The organism is Pseudomonas syringae group sp. 243L2 (assembly GCF_032587875.1).
In the GTDB taxonomy this organism is placed as follows: domain Bacteria; phylum Pseudomonadota; class Gammaproteobacteria; order Pseudomonadales; family Pseudomonadaceae; genus Aquipseudomonas; species Aquipseudomonas amygdali.
Genome location: NZ_JAWHPL010000021.1, coordinates 908,100 through 929,692 on the forward strand (window position 1 = coordinate 908,100; position 21,593 = coordinate 929,692).

Below are 21,593 nucleotides of genomic sequence, written 5' to 3' on the forward strand. Positions count from 1 at the left end.
ACGATCAGCACGCTCAGTCGACTTTCTCGAACTTCAGATCCCAGACGCCATGCCCGAGCTTCTCGCCACGGCGCTCGAACTTGGTGATCGGCCGTTCCGCAGGGCGCGGTACGTACTGCTTGTCTTCAGCCTGATTGCGATAACCAGGCGCTACGCTCATCACTTCCAGCATGTATTCCGCGTAAGGCCCCCAATCGGTGGCCATGTGAAACACACCGCCAACCTTGAGCTTGCTACGCACCAGTGCGGCGAATTCCGGCTGCACGATACGGCGCTTGTGGTGACGGCTCTTGTGCCACGGATCCGGGAAGAACAGCATCAGGCGATCAAGGCTGTTATCGGCGACGCAGCGGTTCAGCACTTCAATGGCGTCGCAATCGTAGACGCGCACATTTGTCAGCCCTTGGGTCAGCACACCGTTGAGCAGCGCGCCTACGCCTGGGGAGTGCACCTCGACACCGATAAAATCGTGCTCGGGAGCCGCTGCCGCCATTTCCAGCAACGAGTGGCCCATGCCGAAACCGATTTCCAGCGTGCGCGGCGCAGCGCGACCGAACACCTGATCGAAATCCACCGGCGCATCGGTCAGCGACAGGCCATACAGGGGGAGACCTTGATCGAGGCCGCGCTGCTGACCTTCGGTCATGCGACCGGCACGCATCACGAAACTCTTGATGCGGCGGTGCGGGCGCTCTTCGCCTTCTTCGACAGCAGGCGACTCTGGGTGCGGAACGTGCGAATCAGTCATCAACGGGCTCTTACTTGATCAGGCCATCCAGCGGCGAAGATGCGCTGGCATAGAGTTTTCGAGGCATGCGCCCGGCGAGGTACGCCAGACGACCGGCAATTACAGCGTGCTTCATGGCTTCGGCCATCATCACCGGCTGCTGCGCATGGGCGATGGCCGAGTTCATCAATACGGCTTCACAGCCCAGCTCCATCGCGATGGTGGCGTCGGAGGCAGTGCCGACACCGGCATCGACCAGCACCGGCACTTTGGTTTCTTCAAGGATGATCTGCAGGTTGTAGGGGTTGCAGATACCCAGACCGCTGCCGATAAGGCCGGCCAGCGGCATGATCGCGATGCAGCCGATTTCGGCCAGCTGGCGGGCGATGATCGGGTCATCGCTGGTGTAGACCATCACGTCGAAACCGTCCTTGACCAGTATCTCGGCGGCCTTGAGGGTTTCGATGACGTTCGGAAACAGGGTTTTCTGGTCGGCCAGCACTTCGAGCTTGACCAGATTGCGGCCGTCGAGCAGTTCGCGGGACAGGCGGCAGGTGCGCACGGCCTCGGTTGCATCGAAGCAGCCAGCGGTGTTCGGCAAGATGGTGTAGCGATCAGGTGGCAGCACATCCAGCAGGTTCGGCTCGCCGGGGTTCTGGCCGAGGTTGGTGCGACGCACGGCAACAGTCACGATCTCGGCACCCGAGGCTTCAATGGCCAGACGGGTCTGTTCCATATCGATGTACTTGCCGGTGCCTACCAACAGACGCGACTCGAAAGTCCGACCGGCCAGGACGAAGGGCTTGTCGCTGCGAACATTGCTCATCGGAAATCCTCATAACGTGCAGATGGGGGTTGGGCTAAGTGCAGGTTGCGAACTAGCCACCGCCAATGGCATGAACCACTTCGACCTGATCGCCTTCACTCAGGACGGTCGCCGCATGCTGACTGCGCGGCACGATATCCAGGTTCAGTTCCACCGCAACCCGGCGTCCGGCAAGGTCCAGGCGGGTCAATAATGCCGCGACGGTTTCGCCATCGGGCAATTCAAAGGGTTCACCGTTCAACTGAATGTGCATGCGAGAGCAGCCATCATTTTTGGGGGGCCAGCATTCTAGCCCGATCAGCCGGTATGACCAAGGCAAAGCCACGCCATTCGTCTCAAGCGCGGCTGGCCTCCAGGTGAGCAGATGTTCAAGGAGGCGAACCCAGCCTCCAGGCCGCCAGCCCCAGCATCGACCAGCCAAACAGAAAGGCCAGACCACCGAACGGGGTGATGATGCCCAGCTTGCCGATGCCGGTCAGGGTGAGCGCGTACAGGCTGCCGGAGAACAGCAGTATGCCGATAGCGAACGAGAATCCGGCCCAGGTGACGAGACGCCCGGGGATGTGCGTCGCCAGTATCGCCACACCGAGCAGGGCCAGCGCGTGGATCAGTTGGTAAAGCACACCCGTATGGAACACCGCCAGGTACTCGGCACTCAGGCGTTCCTTGAGACCGTGGGCGGCAAATGCGCCCAACGCCACACCCGTGAAGCCGAAGAAGGCAGCAAGCATCAAAAAGCTACGAAGCATCAGGAACTCCAGTGAAAAATCGTCGAAAGGCGCACGGTCTGTATAATGGCCCGCTCAACGGGTTCGGCCAAGCCATCTCTATGCTGCAGTTTATCCTTCGTCGCTTCGTCAAAGCCCTGCTGTGGTTCGCCGCAGGCAGTGTTCTCGTGGTTCTGGTTCTGCGCTGGGTACCGCCACCAGGCACCGCGCTGATGGTCGAACGCAAGGTCGAATCCTGGGTCGACGGCGAGCCTATCGACCTGCAACGCGACTGGGAACCGTGGGACAGGATCTCCGACAACCTTAAAATTGCGGTCATTGCCGGCGAGGATCAGAAATTCGCCGAGCATTGGGGTTTCGATGTCGACGCCATTCAAGCGGCCATCCTGCACAACGAGCGCGGCGGCTCGATCCGTGGCGCCAGTACGCTTAGCCAGCAGGTGTCGAAAAACCTGTTCCTGTGGTCCGGTCGCAGCTACCTGCGCAAAGGGCTGGAGGCGTGGTTCACTATGCTCATCGAGCTGCTGTGGTCCAAGGAGCGCATCCTTGAGGTGTACCTGAACAGCGTCGAATGGGACGAAGGCGTATTCGGCGCGCAGGCAGCAGCGCAACATCACTTCCGCACCAACGCCAGCGCGCTTTCTGTACAGCAGGCAAGCTACCTCGCCGCCGTCCTCCCCAACCCGCGCGAGTGGAGCGCCAGCCACCCGAGCAGCTACGTCTCGCGTCGCGCCGGCTGGATTCGTCAGCAAATGCGTCAGTTGGGTGGGGATGAGTATTTGCAGGGACTCAATAGCAGCCGTCGGTGGTGATTGCGTCACAAAAGAGGACGCGAAGCGCCCGAAGCGGCATGCGACGCGGAGCGACGCACGATAGCTGGTACACAAACAAAAACGCCCCGATCATCTCGGGGCGTTTTTTCGTCACCGGGTAGCCTTACGCAGCTATCGACGTCTTGAGCTTGTTCATCGCGCTTTTTTCCAGCTGACGAATACGCTCGGCGGAGACGTTGTACTTCTGCGCCAGGTCGTGCAGCGTGGCTTTTTCTTCTGCCAGCCAGCGCTGGTAGAGGATGTCGCGGCTGCGTTCGTCCAGCACGTCCAGCGCCTGATGCAGGTTGGCGGTGGAGTTGTCAGTCCAGTCGGAATCTTCCAGTTGACGCGCCGGATCGTAGCGGTGGTCTTCCAGATAATTGGCTGGTGACTGAAACGCACTGTCGTCATCCGCTTCGGCTGCCGGATCGAACGCCATGTCATGGCCGGTCAGACGGCTTTCCATCTCACGGACTTCACGCGGCTCGACGCCAAGGCTTTCAGCGACGCGATGCACCTCGTCGTTGTTCAGCCAGGCCAGACGCTTCTTCTGGCTGCGCAGGTTGAAGAACAGCTTGCGCTGCGCCTTGGTGGTGGCGACCTTGACGATGCGCCAGTTACGCAGGATGAACTCGTGAATTTCGGCCTTGATCCAGTGCACGGCAAAGGACACCAGACGCACGCCCATTTCGGGGTTGAAACGCTTCACGGCCTTCATCAGACCAACGTTACCTTCCTGAATCAGGTCAGCCTGAGCCAGACCGTAACCCGAATAACTGCGAGCGATGTGCACGACAAAGCGCAGGTGGGCGAGGACCATTTGTCGGGCCGCGTCCAGATCCTGCTCATAGTAGAGACTTTCAGCCAGTTCACGCTCCTGCTCGGGCGTCAGCAAGGGAATGCTGTTGACCGTGTGCACATAGGCCTCAAGGTTCGCACCCGGGACTAAAGCATAAGCAGGTTGCAAAGAAGTGGTCATACGAAAAAACCTCCAGCGCACAGGTTATGTGCAGTTCAGCAATAGCCAGATTGACCCGGAACCGCTAACCAAGTTCCTTGATTTTCAGAAGCCAGTCTGGTGAACGAAAAATTTGCCTCTAACGGGGCGCCAGCTCACGCAAGTGACGAGCGACCGCAATCCAGGCACCGATATACCCTAACAGAACCGCTCCAAGCAAGAGCGAAAGACCATCACCCATCGGAACACCTGCCAGCGCAAAGTCGCTTCCATAGAGACCTGCCAGCCCGACGACCGCACCGTTCAGCCAGTTCAGGCCATAAGCCAGAACGCCCCAGGACAGGATACCTGCCCCGAAACCGTACAGCGCGCCCATATAAAGGAAGGGTCTGCGCACGTAGCTGTCAGTACCGCCCACCAGCTTGATGACTTCGATTTCGATACGGCGGTTTTCAATATGTAGACGAATTGTGTTACCAATTACTAACAGCAAAGCTGAGACAAGCAAAACCGTCAAGCCGAAAACGAATCGGTCACCCAGCTTGAGGATCGCGGCCAGCCTTTCGACCCAGACCAGATCCAGCTGCGCCTGCTCGACTTTAGGCAGTTCTGCCAACCGCGTGCGCAAGGCTTCCAGCGCAGGTTTGTCCACTTCATCCGGCGTTACCAGCACCACGCCTGGAAGCGGGTTCTCTGGCAATTCCTTGAGCGCCTCGCCCAGACCGGACTGTTGCTTGAATTCACCCAATGCCTGCTCGCTGCTGATGTACTCGGCGTCTGCCACACCGGGCATCGACTTGATTTCATCGCGCAAGCGAGTGCCATCAGCAGTATTGGCATCCAGCTTCAGGTAGATGGAAATCTGCGCCGCACGCTGCCATGAACCACCCAGACGCTCGACATTGCTCAGCAGCAATGACAGTCCCATCGGCAAGCTCAAGGCAATCGCCATCACCAGACAGGTAAAAAAGCTGCCTATCGGCTGTTTGGCCAGACGTCGCAGGCTGTCCAGCAGACTGGAGCGATGGCTTTCCAGCCACGCCGACAACAACGCACTGAAATCCGGGCCGTCATCATCATGGTCGTGACGCTGCTTTTTCTTTTTCGGCGGCACTGGGTCGGCGGCCTTGGGCGCGACGCGCTCCGACACCTTGGGGCTGCGTGTAGCACTCATACTCCGGCCTCCCCGTCACCGATCAGACGACCGCGTTGCAGGGTCAACATGCGATGGCGCATGCGGGCAATCAATGCAAGGTCGTGACTGGCGATCAGCACGCTGGTCCCCAGTCGGTTGATATCTTCAAACACGCCCATGATTTCCGCCGCCAGACGTGGGTCGAGGTTACCGGTCGGTTCATCGGCCAGCAGCAAGGCCGGGCGATGGACAATGGCGCGAGCAATCCCTACACGCTGTTGCTGACCGGTGGACAGGTCGCCGGGGTACAGCTCGGCCTTATCGGACAGCGCCACACGCTCAAGGGCCGAATCGACCCGTTTGGCAATCTCGGGCTTGGACAGACCGAGGATCTGCAAGGGCAACGCGATGTTGTTGAACACCGTGCGATCGAACAGCAACTGGTGATTCTGGAATACCACGCCGATCTGACGACGCAGAAACGGGATTTGTGCGTTGCTGATTTGCCCAAGGTCCTGACCAGCCAGCATCAGTTTGCCGGTGGTCGGACGCTCCATGGCCAGCAACAGGCGTAACAGCGTGCTTTTACCGGCACCGGAATGACCAGTGACAAACAAAAACTCGCCGCGACGTACTCGAAAGCTCAGTTCATGCAACCCGACATGTCCATTCGGGTAGCGCTTACCGACCTGCTCGAATCGAATCATGGACGCTCCCGCTCCGCAAACAGTGCCTGAACAAAGGGTTCGGCCTCGAAGGTACGCAAGTCATCAATACCTTCACCGACACCGATATAGCGAATCGGCAAGCCGAACTGCTTGGCCAAAGCGAAAATCACGCCGCCCTTGGCGGTGCCGTCCAGCTTGGTCAGCGCCAGCCCGGTCAGCGTGACGGTCTGGTTGAATTGCTTGGCCTGATTGATAGCGTTCTGCCCGGTGCCCGCATCGAGGACCAGCAGGACTTCGTGAGGGGCATCTGCGTCCAGCTTGCCAATTACACGGCGAACCTTCTTCAATTCCTCCATCAGGTTATCCTTGGTGTGCAGGCGACCTGCGGTGTCGGCGATCAACACATCAATGCCACGGGCCTTGGCGGCCTGCACGGCATCGAAAATCACCGAGGCGGAATCGGCACCGGTGTGCTGAGCGATGACCGGTATGTGATTACGCTCACCCCAGACCTGCAATTGCTCGACGGCTGCAGCGCGGAACGTGTCGCCCGCGGCCAGCATGACCTTCTTGCCTTCCAGTTGCAGCTTCTTGGCCAGCTTGCCGATGGTAGTGGTCTTGCCCGCACCATTGACGCCGACCACCAGAATCACGAACGGCTTGTGCTCGGCCTTGATCACCAAGGGCTGCTCGACAGGCTTGAGCATCGCAGCCAGTTCACCCTGCAACGAGGTGTACAACGCCTGAGCATCGGTCAACTGCTTGCGCGCGACCTTCTGAGTCAGGCTCTTGATGATGACCGATGTGGCCTCAACGCCGACATCGGCGGTCAGCAAACGGGTTTCGATTTCTTCCAGCAGGTCATCATCGATGGCTTTCTTGCCCAGGAACAGGCTGGCCATGCCTTCGCCGATGCTGGCGCTGGTTTTCGACAGCCCCTGCTTCAGGCGAGCAAAGAAGCCGACCTTGCCGGTTTCGGGCTCTTGTACCGGAGCAGGGGCCAGAGCAGGAACCACTTGCGGAACAGGCGCTACCGGTTGTGGCACAGCCTGCGCCACGACGGGTTCTGGTTCTGGAACAGGCTGAACCAGGAGCGGCTCGGGAACACTCAGCGGCACGATATCAGCCACAGGTTGCGCTGCGACCGGCTCGGGCATGGCATGAGCCTGACTTTGCTCTGGAATTGGCGGGGTGATGTGCGGCTCGCGCTCGTCACTCAGTGCCACTGGCTCCTCGGTTACCGGCAAGGTCAGCCACGGCTGAGGCGACGGCGCACCCGGCTCGACATGGCCTTGCTGCGAATGCGCAACCGGCTCGACGATGCTCTCGGGTACAGATTGCGAGGCAACAGCAGGCTCAACCTGCGGCGTGGTCACAACCGGGTCGTGGACCGGATCGGGTTGCGTCGGGGATGATTCTTGTGGCGCTGGCTCGGCTTGCTGCGGTTTCTTGCGCAGCCATCCGAACAGGCCTTTCTTCTCTCCAGCCTCGGCTGGGGTCTTCTTGTCGTCGTTGGAACCAAACATGGAGGACGGCTATCTCAAGGTTGCGGGGCGCCAGAGGGCGACCCGGAAAAATTCTGACATGCAAAACAGACTGCGTTTAGGACTTCTTGTTCACTCAACGGCCGCTTGAAGCGCTACCTTTACCTGCGTTTCAGACAGGTTTCACTCGCAATCGGCCAGTGAAGGCTGTCTCTGAAGCAAACGGATCAGTATCCTAACACCCCCGCGCCCGCCGACGCTAAGTTCACGCGGGCCGTCCTACAGGTTCAAACTACGAATGAATGCTCTAGCCCGCCGCGCCGCAGGCCTGCTGCTCAGCACTATTTGTCTGCCCTTGACAGCATTGGCTGCTGATTCGCAACCGACCCATGAATTTACCCTGGACAATGGCCTGAAAGTTGTCGTCCGCGAAGACCACCGCGCTCCAGTGGTGGTTTCCCAGATCTGGTACAAGGTCGGCTCCAGCTACGAAACACCCGGCCAGACCGGCCTGTCCCATGCCTTGGAACACATGATGTTCAAGGGCAGCAGCAAGACCGGACCGGGTGAATCCTCGCTGATTCTGCGCGATCTGGGTGCTGAAGAGAATGCGTTCACCAGCGATGACTATACCGCCTACTATCAGGTCCTGGCCCGCGATCGTCTGAGCGTAGCGCTGGAGCTGGAAGCCGATCGCATGGCAACCCTGAAATTGCCCGCCGACGAGTTCAGCCGCGAGATCGAAGTCATCAAGGAAGAGCGTCGCCTGCGCACCGATGACAAGCCGATGGGCAAGGCATTCGAACGCTTCAAGGCGATGGCCTACCCTGCCAGCGGCTATCACACGCCGACCATTGGCTGGATGGCGGACCTGGAGCGCATGAAGGTTGAAGAGCTGCGCCACTGGTACGAATCCTGGTATGCGCCGAACAACGCCACGCTGGTGGTGGTTGGCGATGTGCAGCCGGACGAGGTCAAAGCCCTGGCAGAGCGTTTCTTCGGGCCGATCCCGCGCCGCGACGTGCCGCCCTCGAAAAAACCACTGGAACTGGCCGAGCCGGGCGAGCGCAAGATCACTCTGCACGTCAAAACTCAGTTGCCGAGCCTGATTTACGGCTTCAACGTGCCAAGCGTTGCGACCGCTGAAGACCCACGTTCGGCGAATGCCCTGCGCCTGATTGCGGCACTGCTCGACGGTGGTTACAGCGCACGCATTTCCTCACGCCTGGAACGTGGCGAAGAACTGGTCTCCGGCGCATCGTCGCGCTACGACGCATTTGCTCGCGGCGACAGCCTGTTCATGATCAGCGCCACACCCAACCTGCAAAAGAAAAAGACCCTGGCCGATGTGGAAGCCGGCATCTGGCGTCTGCTCGACGAGCTGAAAACCAAGGCACCGTCGGCCGAAGAACTGGAGCGCGTTCGGGCTCAGGTCATTGCGGGCGTGGTCTACGAGCGCGACTCGATTACCAGCCAGGCGACCATGATCGGCGAGCTTGAAACTGTCGGCCTGTCCTGGAAGCTGATGGACAATGAACTGGAGGCGCTGCAAAGCGTGACCCCGCAAGACATCCAGAAAGCAGCCAATACCTATTTCACCCGTGAGCGCCTCAGCGTTGCGCACGTTCTGCCTGAGGAGAAAGCCAAATGATCACGCGCAACGCTCCACGTCATGCGCTGCTTGGCCTGATCCTGGCCGGTTCACTCGGCACCTTTGTCGCATTGCCAGCCGTGGCAGACAACGCCGCCCCTGCCGAGCAGGGCCAGACCACTGCTGCACTGGGCAGCAACCTGCAAACCCTCAAGGAACTGGACGGCAAGGCGCCGGCCCGTCGTGCCCTGAACATACAAACCTGGAATACCGCCGAGGGTGCCAGGGTGCTGTTCGTGGAATCGCGCGAATTGCCGATGTTCGACATGCGCCTGACATTCGCCGCAGGCAGCAGCCAGGACCAGAAATCACCCGGCATTGCCCTGCTGACCAACGCCATGCTCAATGAGGGCGTCAAAGGCAAGGACGTCAACGCCATCGCTCAGGGCTTCGAAGGCCTGGGAGCGGATTTCAGCAATGGTTCCTACCGTGACATGGCGGTCACGTCCTTGCGCAGCCTGAGTGCTGCCGACAAACGCGACCCGGCACTGAAGCTGTTCAGCGAAGTCGTGGGCAAGCCCACCTTCCCTGCCGACTCTCTGGCCCGTATCAAAAACCAGTTGATCGCCAGCTTCGAGACTCAGAAACAGAACCCCGGCGCTATCGCCAGCAAGGAACTGTTCAACCGTCTCTACGGCGACCATCCTTACGCTCACCCGAGTGAAGGCGACGCAAAAAGCATCAATGCCATTACCCTGGCTCAGCTAAAGGCCTTCCACGCCAAAGGCTATGCGGCAGGCAACGCGGTGATTGCTCTGGTAGGCGATCTGTCGCGAGACGAAGCGCAAGCCGTCGCGGCGCAGGTTTCCGCATCGCTGCCCAAAGGCCCGGCGCTGGCGAAGGTCGCCGATCCGGTTGAACCGAAGGCAGGCACCACGCATATCGAATTCGCGTCCAACCAGACCCACCTGATGCTCGCGCAACTGGGCATCGACCGTAACGACCCGGATTACGCGGCGCTGACCGTGGGTAACTCGGTACTGGGTGGTGGCGGCTTTGGCAGTCGACTGATGACCGAAGTGCGGGAAAAACGCGGCCTGACCTACGGTGTGTCGTCAGGCTTCACCGCCATGCAGGTTGCCGGGCCGTTCATGATCGGCCTGCAAACGCGCGCGGAAATGAGCGAAAACACCCTCAAACTGGTACAGGACATCGTTCGCGACTTCCTCGCCAACGGCCCGACCCAGAAAGAAATCGACGATGTGAAACGCGAACTGACCGGCAGCTTCCCACTCACCGCAGCCAGCAATTCGGCCATCGTGGGCCAGCTAGGAGCAATCGGTTTCTACAACCTGCCGCTGACCTACCTTGAGGACTACATGGCCGCCGCCCAGAGCGTGACCGTCGAACAGGTGAAAGCTGCGATGAGCAAGCACCTGAGCGCCGACAAGATGGTCATTGTTACCGTTGGCCCGACCGTCGAGCAAAAGCCACTGCCGGCGCCGACCGACAAACCCACTCGCCAACCTGTAGGGGTCCCGGAACACTGATGGCCAATCCACGTCCGAAGGGCCACAACGGCCTGGGTCAGCTTCGTATCATCGGCGGAGAATGGGGCAGCCGTCGCCTGACCTTCCCCGACGCCCCCGGCCTGCGCCCGACGCCTGATCGCGTGCGCGAAACCCTGTTCAACTGGCTGGCACCCTACATCGCTGGTGCCAGGGTGCTGGACGTTTTCACTGGCAGCGGCGCGCTGTATTTCGAAGCCCTGTCCCGTGGCGCCAGCATGGGCCTGGCGCTGGACAGCAACGCGGCAGCCATCGCCAGTCTGCGCCAGAACCTCAACGCACTGAACTGCACCAGCGGCCAGGTCTCCCAGACCGACGCCCTGCGCCATCTGGAAACCGCCACCGCCTCGCCCTTTGACGTTGTGTTCCTCGACCCGCCCTTCCATCAGGGCCTGCTGGCTTCAGCCTGCAACCTGCTGGAAAGCCACGGCTGGCTGGCCGACACTGCCTGGATCTACACCGAAAGCGAAACCCCGCCATCGACCACCGGCTTGCCGGGCAGCTGGCGGTTACACCGCGAGAAAAAGGCTGGTCAGGTGTATTACGCGTTGTGGCAGCGGGGCCAGGGCTGACAGCTCACGAACCAATGCTCCGCGTTTGGCATGCGCTCTGAACGTTCCGCGTCCTGTTGACGACGCATAGCGTCATGAAAGGCATTCCCACCCTGGAGCAACTACAACTATCGTGCGACGCTCCGCGTCGCATGCAGTTCTGGACGCTCCGCATCCTCTTGACGACGCAGAGCGTCGTGAAAGGCATTCCCACGCTGGAGCAACTACAACTATCGTGCGACGCTCCGCGTCGCATGCAGTTCTGGACGCTCCGCGTCCTCTTGACGACGCAGAGCGTTGTGAAAGGCATTCCCACCCTGGAGCAACTACAACTATCGTGCGACGCTCTGCGTCGCATGCAGTTCTGGACGCTCCGCGTCCTCTTGACGACGCAGAGCGTCGTGAAAGGCATTCCCACGCTGGAGCGTGCGGAACGATAACCTCGACTATCGTGCGACGCTCGGCGTCGGCATGTCGTTCTGGACGCTGTGCGTACTCTTTTGCGATGCAGAGCGTCACGAAACGCATTTCTAGACGCAACGACACCGTCAAGCCACTTACATCCCGGTCCACTTAATGGCAACGTACAGCTTCAGCCCCTGAACTGATCGTTGAGCAAGCACGTGTCCACACGCCTTACCTTTCTGTCCCATGCCAATCCATTCGTCCCGGCCGTCGGCATGGGCAATCCGCATTTGCAGACGCTTTGGGGGCCGCTGCTGCGCAGGCCGACGCTGCTGGCGCGTACGCGCGAGCGGTTGTGGTTGAAGGATGGGGATTTTCTGGACATGGACTGGCATGGCCCGGATGAGCCCGATAAGCCCTTGGTGCTGGTATTGCACGGCCTGACCGGGTCGTCCAATTCGCCTTATGTTGCCGGCCTGCAAAAGGCCATGGCAGCGCAGGGCTGGCCGAGTGTGGCGTTGAACTGGCGCGGTTGCTCGGGAGAACCCAACTTGCTGTCACGCAGTTATCACTCGGGAGCGAGCGAGGACCTGGCCGAAGTGATCGCTCATTTGCGCTCGCTGCGGCCATTGGCTCCGATTTATGCGGTGGGGTATTCGCTGGGCGGCAATGTGTTGCTCAAGTACCTCGGCGAATCCGGCGCCAACAGTGATCTACGGGGCGCAGTGGCGGTGTCCGTGCCGTTCCGTCTGGACGAATGCGCCAACCGTATCGGTCAAGGCTTCTCGCGGGTTTATCAACGGCACTTCATGCGCGAAATGCTGGCGTATATCCGTGACAAGCAGCATCGGTTCCAGCATGAAGGCATCAGCGAGGGGCTGGCCGAACTCGCCGCGCTGGGCTCACTGGAGAACATGCGAACGTTCTGGGACTTCGATGGACGGGTGACTGCACCGCTGCATGGTTTTTCCGACGCCACGGATTACTACCGCAGGGCATCCAGCCGCTACTATCTGGGTCAGATTCAGACGCCGACGCTGATCATCCAGTCCAGCGACGACCCGTTCGTGTTCCCCCACAGCCTCCCCGAACCAAGCGAGCTGTCGTCCTGCACCGAGTTCGAGCTACACGCCAAAGGTGGGCATGTCGGTTTCGTCGACGGCTCGCTGCGCAATCCGGGCTATTACCTTGAGCGCCGCATCCCGTTATGGCTAAGCGCTGCACATCAGCGCGAAAACGCCTGATCAGGCTGACGACGCATCAACCGGCGCCCGTGGCGATTTCATGCTCGGGATCGTTGATCCACTCGCTCCACGAGCCCGCATAAAGCGTTGCCAGCGGGTATCCGGCCAGACACAGGGCGAACAGGTTATGGCAGGCCGTGACGCCTGATCCGCAGTAGGACACCAGACTTTCCGGCGGACGACCCTGCAATTTTTCGGCAAAACGCTGCCTGAGCTGCTCTGGCGGCAAAAAGCGTCCATCCGGCCCGAGGTTATCGGTACAGGCCGCACACTGAGCACCTGGAATATGCCCGGCGACAGGGTCCAAAGGCTCTACGTCACCTCGGAAGCGCGCTTCGGCGCGGGCGTCGATCAGGGTCATTTCCGGGCGACCTAGACGGCCATGCAAGCGACTGCCGCTGAGCACCATCGACATGTCCGGCTCACCGCTGAAACTGCCTGGCTCACGATTCGGCGCGTCAAGGCTCAACGGCAAACCGGCGGCGTGCCAGGCTTTCAGCCCTCCATCGAGCAGGTAGACGCCTTCGCGCTTACCCATCCAGGCCAGCAACCACCAGGCCCGCGCGGCATACATTCCCGGCCCATCGTCATACAGCACAACATCGCTATCGGCGTTGATGCCCCAAGCCTGAAAGCATTGCAGCAAAGCGGCGGGATCGGGCAGTGGATGACGTCCGGTCTTGCCTTTGATAGCAGGCCCGCTGAGGTCGCGCTTCAAATCGGCAAAGGACGCGCCCTCGATACGCCCTTGGGCGTAACTGCGCTGACCGTAATCGGAATCTTCAAGCGCATAACGGCAATCGAGAATCACCAGACCTGGGGTTTTCTGTCGTGCAGCCAGTTGCTCGGGGCTGATCAGTTGCGCAATGGACATGACACACTCCTGTGGCAGAGAACCGACAAGCAGGCCGCTCATCGGCTCTGAAATTCACATCAGAACCTCAGGCAACGTCGAATGAAACGTTTCGCATAGCGCGTCGAACGCTTCGCGAGCCTGAGGCGCGACAAACACAGATTCGAGCATAAGTACCTGATAGACGCCACGTCGAATCGCTGATTCGTTCAACTCTGTAGCGTTTTCCCGGTTGGTGCACAGAAAACGCACCCACGACGTCAGAACGATCCAGGTGTTGAGACTGGTCCACTCGATCTGCGATTCATCCATTTTCAGGATGCCAGCCTTGATAAACCCCCGATAGATGGTCATCGCCTGCATCAGGCAGCGATACGAAAAGCGCCGGTAACGCCTCGCCAGCTCTGCATCCGACGTCAGTAGATGCTCAAGGTCGCGATGCAGAAAACGGTAGCGCCACATGGCGTCCATTATCGCCAGAAAATAATCGCGCTTGTCTTCGATGGTCGGCGGGCGGTCGGCAGGCAGGGTCAGAAAACTGCCCACCAGCGTTTCGTACTCGGTGAACAGCTCGGCGATGATCACCTGCTTGTTGGCGAAGTGGTAATAGAGATTGCCGGGCGAGATTTCCATGTGCGCAGCAATATGATTGGTGGTCACGCTTCGTTCGCCCTGCTGATTGAACAGCTCCAGACTGGTTTGCACGATGCGTTCACGGGTTTTGGTACGGGTTGCCATGCGGACAAGGCCACTCTAATTGCTAATCAGATGATGGCAATCTTAACGCAGGCAGATGCCGCAATGGTGGCAGAATCGAAGCAGCACCAGTGACGAGTCGACGCAGGCAAGCTGAACACAAGGTGTCTTAGCCAATTGCTGCGCGTCGAGCATCATCCGCACCACAGTAAATAGCCCCAAAATCGGGGGTTTGGGCTGAAACATGGCCGATAATCGGCGCAATACGACGCTTGGCGCTTATTACGCAGCTTGGCCCATCGGGAAGGCTGCGATACCATCCGAGTCCCACAACGGACTCCGACCAGGACGACGCGATGAACCGAGTGTTGTACCCAGGCACCTTCGACCCGATTACCAAGGGCCATGGAGATTTGGTCGAGCGCGCCTCGCGCCTGTTCGACCACGTGGTCATTGCGGTTGCCGCCAGCCCGAAGAAAAACCCGCTGTTTCCTCTGGAACAACGCGTCGAACTGGCCCGCGAAGTCACCAAACACCTGCCCAACGTGGAAGTCGTCGGCTTCTCGACGCTGCTCGCGCATTTTGCCAAGGAACAGAATGCCAACGTCTTTCTGCGCGGCCTTCGCGCGGTATCGGACTTCGAGTACGAGTTTCAGCTGGCCAACATGAACCGTCAGTTGGCACCGGACGTCGAAAGCCTGTTCCTCACGCCCTCAGAGCGCTACTCATTCATTTCCTCGACGTTGGTGCGTGAAATCGCGGCGTTGGGCGGTGATATCACCAAATTCGTTCATCCTGCCGTCGCTCAGGCGCTGACCGAACGCTTCAAGCGCTAGACGCACTGCATGTGAAGGTGCATCCCGAAGCCTAATGCGGCACAATTCGCCGCATTGGTTTTAATGTGCCCCGGCGTCGGCTGCGGCAGGAGCAATTCATGTCCCTTATCATCACTGACGATTGCATCAACTGCGACGTCTGCGAACCCGAGTGCCCAAACGAGGCGATTTCACAAGGCGAGGAGATCTACGTGATCAACCCGAACCTGTGCACCGAATGTGTGGGTCACTACGATGAGCCTCAATGCCAGCAGGTTTGCCCGGTCGACTGCATCCCCCTGGATGAAAATCACGTCGAGAGCAAAGAGCAGCTGATGGACAAGTACCGGATCATCACCAGCAAGGTCTGATACAGCCTTTACTGCTGCTTGCCGTACCCGTCACCGGTGCAACCCAGGCAACGCACAAAGGCTGCCTTGCCCGGATCGACCACCAGCGCCTTGCCCGTTGCGCCGAGGTTGCCGCCTGCCGCTGCAAAAGGCGCAGCAATCACGAACAGCCCTGTACCGATGACCGTGGCTGCTATCAACAGCGGTCGGGCAATCAGCAGATCGCCGATCATCGCGAACGCTGGCGGGTTTTGAATGGTGTAGACCGGATCGCCGCTGCCGGTGGAGACATCGGCGGCAATCGCAGGCAGCGCCTGCAGGCCGATAAGCAGCGCCAGCGTGGCAGCAAGAATACGAAACGGTCTCATGGCTTGGTCCTTCAGGCGTAGCAAATAATTAAGGTGCCATCACTATAAACAGGGGTGCAGCTTAAGCAAGTGGCCTGACGCTCTGCGCCTCTCGTATTTCAGCGCTGGCATTTTGGACAGTAAACACTGGCGCGCTGCCCCAGCTTGATTTCACGCAGCGTTGTACCGCAGACCTTGCATGGCTGGCCGCCACGCCCGTAGACAAACAATTCCTGCTGGAAATACCCCGGCTTGCCGTCGCCGCCGATGAAGTCACGCAGCGTGGTACCGCCGCGCTCTATAGCGTAGGTCAGAATGCGCTTGATCTCGATGGCAAGCTTGAGATAACGAGCCCGCGAGACGCCTCCGGCTTCGCGTCGCGGGTCGATGCCCGCTGCGAACAGTGCTTCGGTCGCGTAAATATTGCCCACCCCGACCACCACGGCGTTGTCCATGACAAACGGTTTGACCGCAATCGACTTGCCGCGCGAGCGCTCGTAAAGGCGCTCACCGTCGAACAGATCAGTCAGCGGCTCCGGCCCCAGACGAATCAACAACTCGTGGTTATGCGGATCAAGGCTCCAGAGCATCGCCCCGAATCGACGCGGGTCGGTGTAGCGCAAGGCCAGCCCGGACTCCAGTTCGATATCGACATGCTCGTGCTTGAGCGCCGGAAGCCCGGCCTCGACGAGGCGCAGATTGCCCGACATGCCCAAGTGGCTGATCAGCGTGCCCACTTCGGCCTGAATCAGCAGGTACTTGGCGCGCCGGTCCACCTGCACAATGCGCTGCCCGGACAGACGGATGTCCAAATCTTCAGGAATGGGCCAGCGCAAACGGCTGTCGCGTACGATAACGCGGCTGACACGCTGACCTTCAAGATGGGGTGCAATGCCGCGACGGGTGGTTTCTACTTCGGGTAATTCAGGCATGTATCACTCGGTTTTACAGGAAGGGCAAGCCAGCAGCGCACAGGCTCAGCGCGCGCCCAGCTCGCGGATGCTTTCCCTCAGGTATTCAAAGTCATATTCGGACAAGCCCACGTAATCCAGCACCAGCGCACCAATGCATTCCCATTCGTGGTCTTCGCCCTGATTGCCCAGCACCTGGTAGGACTGGCAGATGTGCTCGGCCATTTTCAGGGGGGCCAAGAGGTTCTTGAGCGGGGCATTGCGACTGGTATCGTCCTGAAAAATCGCCAATGCGTTGTGATGATTGGCGATCGCGTCAGTCACGTGCGCAGGCAAGCGCCATGACTTGGCCGTGTAATAGCCGACCACCGAGTGGTTGGTGTGGAACGCGGCGTTTTCAGTATCGACAACGCGACAATCAGGCCCTGCGTTGGCGTAGGCTTCTTCAAGGACCGGCATGTAATTCGGGAAGCGCTTGAGCATCAACGGAATACCGCAGTCATGGAACAGGCCCAATGCGTAGGATTCATCCACAGTCTGCGAGCCGATGCGCTTGGCCAGCGTCAGACTGGTCATTGCGACATCCTGCGCGGTGTCCCAGAAGCGATTAAGCGCGACGATAGTCTCATCGGTCATCTCGCCCCTGATCGACTGTGCGTTGATCAGATTGATCACGGTACGACTGCCTAGCAGATTCACGGCCTTGTCAATCGAGGCAATCTTGTTGGACAGGCCGTAGTGCGCAGAGTTGACGATCTTCAGCAGCGCCCCGGACAACCCCGGATCTTGCGCAATCAGCCGCGCAATTACCCCAAGGTCCGGATCGGGCATGTATTGCTCCATCTGCAGATCCACCATGATCTGCGGCTGCGGGGGCACACTGATACCCTGCAACGCTTGCTGGATCTGTTCTGGGCTTAGCTCTTCGGACATAGGAATTTACTCACCGTAATGACTGGATTCTGACCCCTTGCGGGGAAACGGTCCATCACCCAAGACGAAGATATTCTCGGAACTTTGCCAAATGCCAGGCTTCGGACCTTGTGTTGACGGCGTATATGGCGGCCTCAAAACGACTGCCAGACGCCACCCTGAAAGCCCGACACTGGAGGATCCCATGTCTAAAGCACTGATTGGCAAACGCATCGCAATTCTTGTAACCGACGGTTTCGAGCAGGTCGAACTGACCGGCCCGAAAGAAGCGCTGGAGCAAGCAGGTGCCACCGTGGAAATCCTGTCCACCGAAGAGGGCCAGGTCAAAGGCTGGAATCACGACAAACCTGCCGATGATTTCAAGATCGACCGCACGTTCAAGGCGGCCAACGCCAGCGACTACCATGGCGTGGTTCTGCCGGGCGGCGTACAGAACTCCGACACCATCCGCATAGACACGGACGCACAGAAGCTCGTCAAGGACATAGAGGGCTCCGGCAAACCAGTGGCGGTTATCTGTCACGGCGGCTGGCTGTTGATATCGGCAGGCCTGGTGAAGGGTAAAACCCTGACCAGCTTCAAGACGCTGAAGGATGACCTGGTCAACGCCGGGGCTAAATGGGTTGACCAGGAAGTTGTCACCGACGGCACGCTGATCAGCAGCCGCCAGCCTGATGACATCCCGGCCTTCAACAGCAAGTTGATTGAAGCGCTGTCGGCTTGATCGGTTGCGATTATTGTAGTCATCCCGGCGCACTACCGGGATGACGCGCTATAATCCCGCTCTTTTTTCAGGAGCGACGTCATGTCCCTGCCTAGCTTGCGCCTCAAAGCCAACGCCGACCGCCGCCTGCGCGCCGGTCACTTGTGGGTCTACAGCAACGAAATCGACGTAGCCGCCACCCCGCTGCATGGTTTTGCAGCCGGTGATCAGGCCATCCTCGAAGCTGCTGGCGGCAAGCCGCTGGGCATCGTCGCCATGAGCCCCAACAACCTGATCTGCGCACGTTTGCTGTCGCGCGATATCAAGCTGCCGCTCGATAAGTCTTTGCTGGTCCATCGCCTGAACGTGGCGCTGTCGCTGCGCGAGCGCCTGTTCGACAAGCCTTTCTACCGCCTGGTCTACGGCGATTCAGACCTGATGCCGGGTCTGGTAGTGGACCGGTTCGGTGACATCCTGGTTGTCCAGCTGGCCTCGGCCACCATGGAAAACCACAAGGAAGACATCATTGCCGCGCTGGTTCAGGTCATCAAGCCAAGCGGCATCCTGTTCAAGAACGACTCAGCCGCTCGCGATGCGGAAGGTCTGAATCGTTACGTCGAAACCGTGTTCGGCCTGGTTCCCGAATGGGTTGCGCTGGAAGAAAACGGCGTGAAGTTCGAAGCACCGGTGATGGCCGGGCAGAAGACCGGCTGGTTCTACGACCACCGTATGAACCGCGCGCGCATTGCCCCCTACGTCAAAGGCAAGCGTGTACTGGACCTGTACAGCTACATTGGTGGCTGGGGAATTCAGGCAGCGGCTTTTGGTGCCAGTGACGTGACCTGCGTCGACGCATCGTCCTTCGCCCTTGATGGCGTTGAGCGCAACGCAGCCCTGAATGGCTTCGCAGAAAAAATGACCTGCATCGAAGGCGATGTTTTCGAAGCGCTGAAAGAGCTGAAAGCCGGTGAAGAGCGTTTCGATGTGATCGTTGCCGATCCACCTGCGTTCATCAAACGCAAGAAAGACATGAAAAACGGCGAAGGCGCTTACCGCCGCCTGAACGAGCAAGCCATGCGCCTGCTCAGCAAGGACGGCATTCTGGTCAGCGCTTCCTGCTCCATGCATCTGCCGGAAGACGACCTGCAAAACATCCTCCTGACCAGCGCCCGCCATCTGGACCGCAACATCCAGCTACTGGAACGCGGCGGTCAAGGCCCGGATCACCCGGTACACCCGGCAATTGCCGAGACGCGCTACATCAAGAGCATTACTTGCCGGTTGCTGCCTAATAGCTGATGCCTCCAGCATCGGAATGCAGTTCACGACGCTCTGCCTTGCAAGAGGACGCAGAGCGTCGCACGATAGTTGAGGTTATCGTTCAGCCACGCTCCAACACCGTCCGCAAACCCAGCAATATCAGGAAGTGCAGCGGGTAGATCGCATAGGCCCAGCGCCGCATCGGGATCACTGCGAACTTCGGTTTGGTGCGCAGTAGCGCTATGCCCAGCGCAGGTGCCACCAGGCAGGCGGCTATCGAGCCAATGGAAATCGGATCGCCCCAGCTCGCGCCGGCAAACATCTGCGGCCAGGCATTGCCTGCGAGACAGAAAGCTGCCGGAAACACCGAATACCAAAGGCGCTTTTGCAGCACCAACAGAAAAACCAGCGGCAGCAACACACCGGCAAAACCAAACATCAATTGTTGCTGAAAAACCGCCCCCAGCAGCAGGGCCACGATGGCCATGATCCGCGTCGTCACGTTGCGGTGCTGCCAGCCTTGAGCAATCAGCAGCCCCAGCAACAGGGTCGGCATCACGTTCAGCACGGTCACGTCCGCCATGAACAGCCGATAAGGGATTTCTGATAGCGCTGCGAATGCCAGCAGCCAGCCCAGATAGCGCCATTGCACCCGCGGGGCCAGAATAGCTGCGCTGCGCCGGGAAAGGTTTACGGCAATTGCCAGACAGAACCAGGGAAAGGCGAAACGCCCCGGCACGTAAAGAAAATCAACTGACCAGCCCACATAGCGAAGATGATCGAGCACCATGCTCAGCATCGCCAGCCACTTGAGCAGGTCCAGCGCCTTGTTGCGTCCGGGCAGAAAAGGCGGGTTGGACAGATCCATATCGCTCCTGAATGGGGAATTGCGTCATGCAGTCAACACATGACCGAACCTTATATTGTCGCTACAGTGCGCACCATAATCGCCCATAAGGAATCGGCCATGACAGACCAAAGCCAACAGTTCGCCAGCGACAACTATTCCGGTATCTGCCCTGAAGCCTGGGCAGCCATGGAGCAGGCGAACAAGGGGCATCAACGTGCCTATGGTGACGATCAATGGACTGCACGCGCGTCAGATGATTTCCGCCGTCTGTTCGAAACCGACTGCGAAGTGTTTTTTGCCTTCAACGGCACAGCGGCCAACTCGCTGGCGCTGTCATCGCTGTGCCAGAGTTACCACAGTGTCATCTGTTCGGAAACGGCTCACGTTGAAACCGATGAATGCGGCGCGCCGGAGTTTTTCTCCAACGGCTCCAAACTGCTGACAGCACGCAGCGCAGGCGGCAAGCTGACCCCGGAGTCGATTCGCGAAGTGGCGCTCAAGCGTCAGGATATTCACTACCCCAAACCGCGCGTCGTGACACTGACCCAAGCCACCGAGGTAGGCGGCGTTTATCAGCCCGAAGAACTCAAGGCAATCAGTGCGACCTGCAAGGAGCTGGGCCTGCATCTGCACATGGACGGTGCCCGCTTCTCCAATGCCTGCGCCTTTCTGGAGGCCTCACCGGCAGAACTGACCTGGAAATCCGGCGTCGATGTGCTGTGCTTCGGCGGTACCAAAAACGGCATGGCGGTGGGTGAAGCCATCCTGTTTTTCAACCATGACCTGGCTGAAGACTTCGATTACCGCTGCAAACAGGCCGGGCAACTGGCGTCGAAAATGCGCTTTCTGTCTGCGCCGTGGGTCGGGCTGCTGGAAAACGACGCTTGGCTCAAACATGCCCGCCACGCCAACCATTGCGCACAACTGCTGGCCGAACTGGTCAAGGATATTCCCGGCGTGGAGCTGATGTTTCCGGTACAGGCCAATGGTGTGTTCCTGCAATTGTCGCAACCGGCCATTGCAGCATTGACCGCCAAGGGCTGGCGTTTCTATACCTTCATCGGCAACGGCGGCGCACGCTTCATGTGTTCGTGGGACACCGAAGAAGAGCGCGTGCGTGAACTGGCCGCCGATATCAAGCTGGTGATGCAGGGCTGAAGCGTCTGGCTCAAAGCTTG

The 21,593-nt window shown here is 59.4% G+C and carries 25 protein-coding genes; 11 read left to right on the forward strand and 14 right to left on the reverse strand.

Annotated features, from left to right (window positions below; genetic code table 11):
* Positions 1–13: 13 nt before the first annotated feature.
* The 4 genes from trmB to RYB66_RS17065 all read right to left on the reverse strand — a co-directional run bounded on the left by trmB (position 14) and on the right by RYB66_RS17065 (position 2,302).
* Entirely contained in the window at positions 14–661 is a 648-nt protein-coding gene (gene trmB, locus RYB66_RS17050; protein ID WP_212785061.1) for a tRNA (guanosine(46)-N7)-methyltransferase TrmB, read from the reverse strand.
* 97 nt (positions 662–758) lie between these two features.
* On the reverse strand, positions 759–1,553 hold the full coding sequence (locus RYB66_RS17055; RefSeq protein WP_003304387.1) for a thiazole synthase: 795 nt from the start codon (positions 1,551–1,553) through the stop codon (positions 759–761).
* 52 nt (positions 1,554–1,605) lie between these two features.
* On the reverse strand, positions 1,606–1,806 hold the full coding sequence (gene thiS / locus RYB66_RS17060; protein ID WP_003372514.1) for a sulfur carrier protein ThiS: 201 nt from the start codon (positions 1,804–1,806) through the stop codon (positions 1,606–1,608).
* Between the two features lie 115 nt (positions 1,807–1,921).
* Entirely contained in the window at positions 1,922–2,302 is a 381-nt protein-coding gene (locus RYB66_RS17065; RefSeq protein ID WP_005781198.1) for a DUF423 domain-containing protein, read from the reverse strand.
* A gap of 80 nt (positions 2,303–2,382) precedes the next feature.
* Between RYB66_RS17065 and mtgA the strand changes: the two genes are divergently transcribed.
* The gene (mtgA, locus tag RYB66_RS17070) at positions 2,383–3,093 is read left to right on the forward strand and encodes a monofunctional biosynthetic peptidoglycan transglycosylase (RefSeq protein WP_057404993.1); all 711 of its coding nucleotides are present in this window, start codon (positions 2,383–2,385) and stop codon (positions 3,091–3,093) included.
* A 124-nt stretch (positions 3,094–3,217) separates the two neighbouring features.
* On the opposite strand, the gene rpoH is transcribed toward mtgA, so the two are convergent.
* From rpoH to ftsY, 4 genes are all read right to left on the reverse strand, one after another.
* On the reverse strand, positions 3,218–4,072 hold the full coding sequence (gene rpoH, locus RYB66_RS17075; protein WP_002555629.1) for an RNA polymerase sigma factor RpoH: 855 nt from the start codon (positions 4,070–4,072) through the stop codon (positions 3,218–3,220).
* Positions 4,073–4,190: 118 nt separating this feature from the next.
* Entirely contained in the window at positions 4,191–5,225 is a 1,035-nt protein-coding gene (gene ftsX, locus RYB66_RS17080; RefSeq protein ID WP_002555630.1) for a permease-like cell division protein FtsX, read from the reverse strand.
* Positions 5,222–5,893 (reverse strand): cell division ATP-binding protein FtsE, encoded by a 672-nt coding sequence (gene ftsE, locus RYB66_RS17085; RefSeq protein ID WP_002555631.1) that lies wholly within the window; start codon positions 5,891–5,893, stop codon positions 5,222–5,224. The genes ftsX and ftsE overlap by 4 nt, the downstream gene beginning before the upstream one ends.
* Positions 5,890–7,380: a signal recognition particle-docking protein FtsY gene (gene ftsY, locus RYB66_RS17090; protein ID WP_005781201.1), complete on the reverse strand. Its 1,491-nt coding sequence runs from the start codon at positions 7,378–7,380 to the stop codon at positions 5,890–5,892. The genes ftsE and ftsY overlap by 4 nt, the downstream gene beginning before the upstream one ends.
* Before the next feature lie 256 nt (positions 7,381–7,636).
* On the opposite strand from ftsY, the gene RYB66_RS17095 reads away from it, so the two are divergent.
* From RYB66_RS17095 to RYB66_RS17115, 5 genes are all read left to right on the forward strand, one after another.
* A complete protein-coding gene (locus RYB66_RS17095) occupies positions 7,637–8,989 on the forward strand; it encodes a M16 family metallopeptidase (RefSeq protein WP_002555633.1) in 1,353 nt (450 codons plus the stop codon).
* Positions 8,986–10,479 (forward strand): M16 family metallopeptidase, encoded by a 1,494-nt coding sequence (locus RYB66_RS17100; RefSeq protein WP_057404971.1) that lies wholly within the window; start codon positions 8,986–8,988, stop codon positions 10,477–10,479. The genes RYB66_RS17095 and RYB66_RS17100 overlap by 4 nt, the downstream gene beginning before the upstream one ends.
* Positions 10,479–11,069, forward strand: coding sequence for a 16S rRNA (guanine(966)-N(2))-methyltransferase RsmD (rsmD, locus tag RYB66_RS17105; RefSeq protein WP_003316320.1), 591 nt, complete (start codon positions 10,479–10,481; stop codon positions 11,067–11,069). The genes RYB66_RS17100 and rsmD overlap by 1 nt, the downstream gene beginning before the upstream one ends.
* Before the next feature lie 74 nt (positions 11,070–11,143).
* Positions 11,144–11,488 (forward strand): hypothetical protein, encoded by a 345-nt coding sequence (locus RYB66_RS17110; RefSeq protein WP_316894940.1) that lies wholly within the window; start codon positions 11,144–11,146, stop codon positions 11,486–11,488.
* Between the two features lie 183 nt (positions 11,489–11,671).
* Positions 11,672–12,697, forward strand: coding sequence for a hydrolase (locus tag RYB66_RS17115; RefSeq protein WP_117140512.1), 1,026 nt, complete (start codon positions 11,672–11,674; stop codon positions 12,695–12,697).
* Positions 12,698–12,713: 16 nt separating this feature from the next.
* Here RYB66_RS17115 and RYB66_RS17120 read toward each other — a convergent pair whose 3' ends face one another.
* Together RYB66_RS17120 and RYB66_RS17125 are read right to left on the reverse strand one after the other, a co-directional pair.
* Positions 12,714–13,571, reverse strand: coding sequence for a sulfurtransferase (locus tag RYB66_RS17120; protein ID WP_054079090.1), 858 nt, complete (start codon positions 13,569–13,571; stop codon positions 12,714–12,716).
* 54 nt (positions 13,572–13,625) lie between these two features.
* The gene (locus RYB66_RS17125; RefSeq protein ID WP_005744091.1) at positions 13,626–14,288 is read right to left on the reverse strand and encodes a TetR/AcrR family transcriptional regulator; all 663 of its coding nucleotides are present in this window, start codon (positions 14,286–14,288) and stop codon (positions 13,626–13,628) included.
* Between the two features lie 314 nt (positions 14,289–14,602).
* Here RYB66_RS17125 and coaD point away from each other — a divergent pair, with 314 nt between their 5' ends.
* The gene (gene coaD / locus RYB66_RS17130) at positions 14,603–15,082 is read left to right on the forward strand and encodes a pantetheine-phosphate adenylyltransferase (protein ID WP_002555639.1); all 480 of its coding nucleotides are present in this window, start codon (positions 14,603–14,605) and stop codon (positions 15,080–15,082) included.
* A 98-nt stretch (positions 15,083–15,180) separates the two neighbouring features.
* Positions 15,181–15,432 carry a YfhL family 4Fe-4S dicluster ferredoxin gene (locus RYB66_RS17135; RefSeq protein WP_002555640.1) on the forward strand — a complete coding sequence of 84 codons (252 nt, stop codon included), beginning with the start codon at positions 15,181–15,183 and terminating at the stop codon, positions 15,430–15,432.
* A gap of 8 nt (positions 15,433–15,440) precedes the next feature.
* On the opposite strand, the gene RYB66_RS17140 is transcribed toward RYB66_RS17135, so the two are convergent.
* From RYB66_RS17140 to RYB66_RS17150, 3 genes are all read right to left on the reverse strand, one after another.
* Complete coding sequence (locus RYB66_RS17140) at positions 15,441–15,779, reverse strand: hypothetical protein (RefSeq protein ID WP_005758164.1); 339 nt, start codon at positions 15,777–15,779, stop codon at positions 15,441–15,443.
* A gap of 98 nt (positions 15,780–15,877) precedes the next feature.
* On the reverse strand, positions 15,878–16,690 hold the full coding sequence (mutM, locus tag RYB66_RS17145) for a bifunctional DNA-formamidopyrimidine glycosylase/DNA-(apurinic or apyrimidinic site) lyase (protein WP_002555642.1): 813 nt from the start codon (positions 16,688–16,690) through the stop codon (positions 15,878–15,880).
* Positions 16,691–16,735: 45 nt separating this feature from the next.
* A complete protein-coding gene (locus RYB66_RS17150) occupies positions 16,736–17,548 on the reverse strand; it encodes an HDOD domain-containing protein (protein ID WP_183135666.1) in 813 nt (270 codons plus the stop codon).
* 238 nt (positions 17,549–17,786) lie between these two features.
* On the opposite strand from RYB66_RS17150, the gene RYB66_RS17155 reads away from it, so the two are divergent.
* Together RYB66_RS17155 and RYB66_RS17160 are read left to right on the forward strand one after the other, a co-directional pair.
* Positions 17,787–18,326 carry a type 1 glutamine amidotransferase domain-containing protein gene (locus RYB66_RS17155; protein WP_016980687.1) on the forward strand — a complete coding sequence of 180 codons (540 nt, stop codon included), beginning with the start codon at positions 17,787–17,789 and terminating at the stop codon, positions 18,324–18,326.
* An 81-nt stretch (positions 18,327–18,407) separates the two neighbouring features.
* A complete protein-coding gene (locus RYB66_RS17160) occupies positions 18,408–19,604 on the forward strand; it encodes a class I SAM-dependent rRNA methyltransferase (RefSeq protein ID WP_005744093.1) in 1,197 nt (398 codons plus the stop codon).
* 82 nt (positions 19,605–19,686) lie between these two features.
* Here RYB66_RS17160 and RYB66_RS17165 read toward each other — a convergent pair whose 3' ends face one another.
* Positions 19,687–20,433 carry a TraX family protein gene (locus RYB66_RS17165; RefSeq protein ID WP_005744094.1) on the reverse strand — a complete coding sequence of 249 codons (747 nt, stop codon included), beginning with the start codon at positions 20,431–20,433 and terminating at the stop codon, positions 19,687–19,689.
* A 99-nt stretch (positions 20,434–20,532) separates the two neighbouring features.
* Here RYB66_RS17165 and RYB66_RS17170 point away from each other — a divergent pair, with 99 nt between their 5' ends.
* The gene (locus RYB66_RS17170) at positions 20,533–21,573 is read left to right on the forward strand and encodes a low specificity L-threonine aldolase (RefSeq protein ID WP_005744095.1); all 1,041 of its coding nucleotides are present in this window, start codon (positions 20,533–20,535) and stop codon (positions 21,571–21,573) included.
* Positions 21,574–21,593 lie beyond the last annotated feature (20 nt).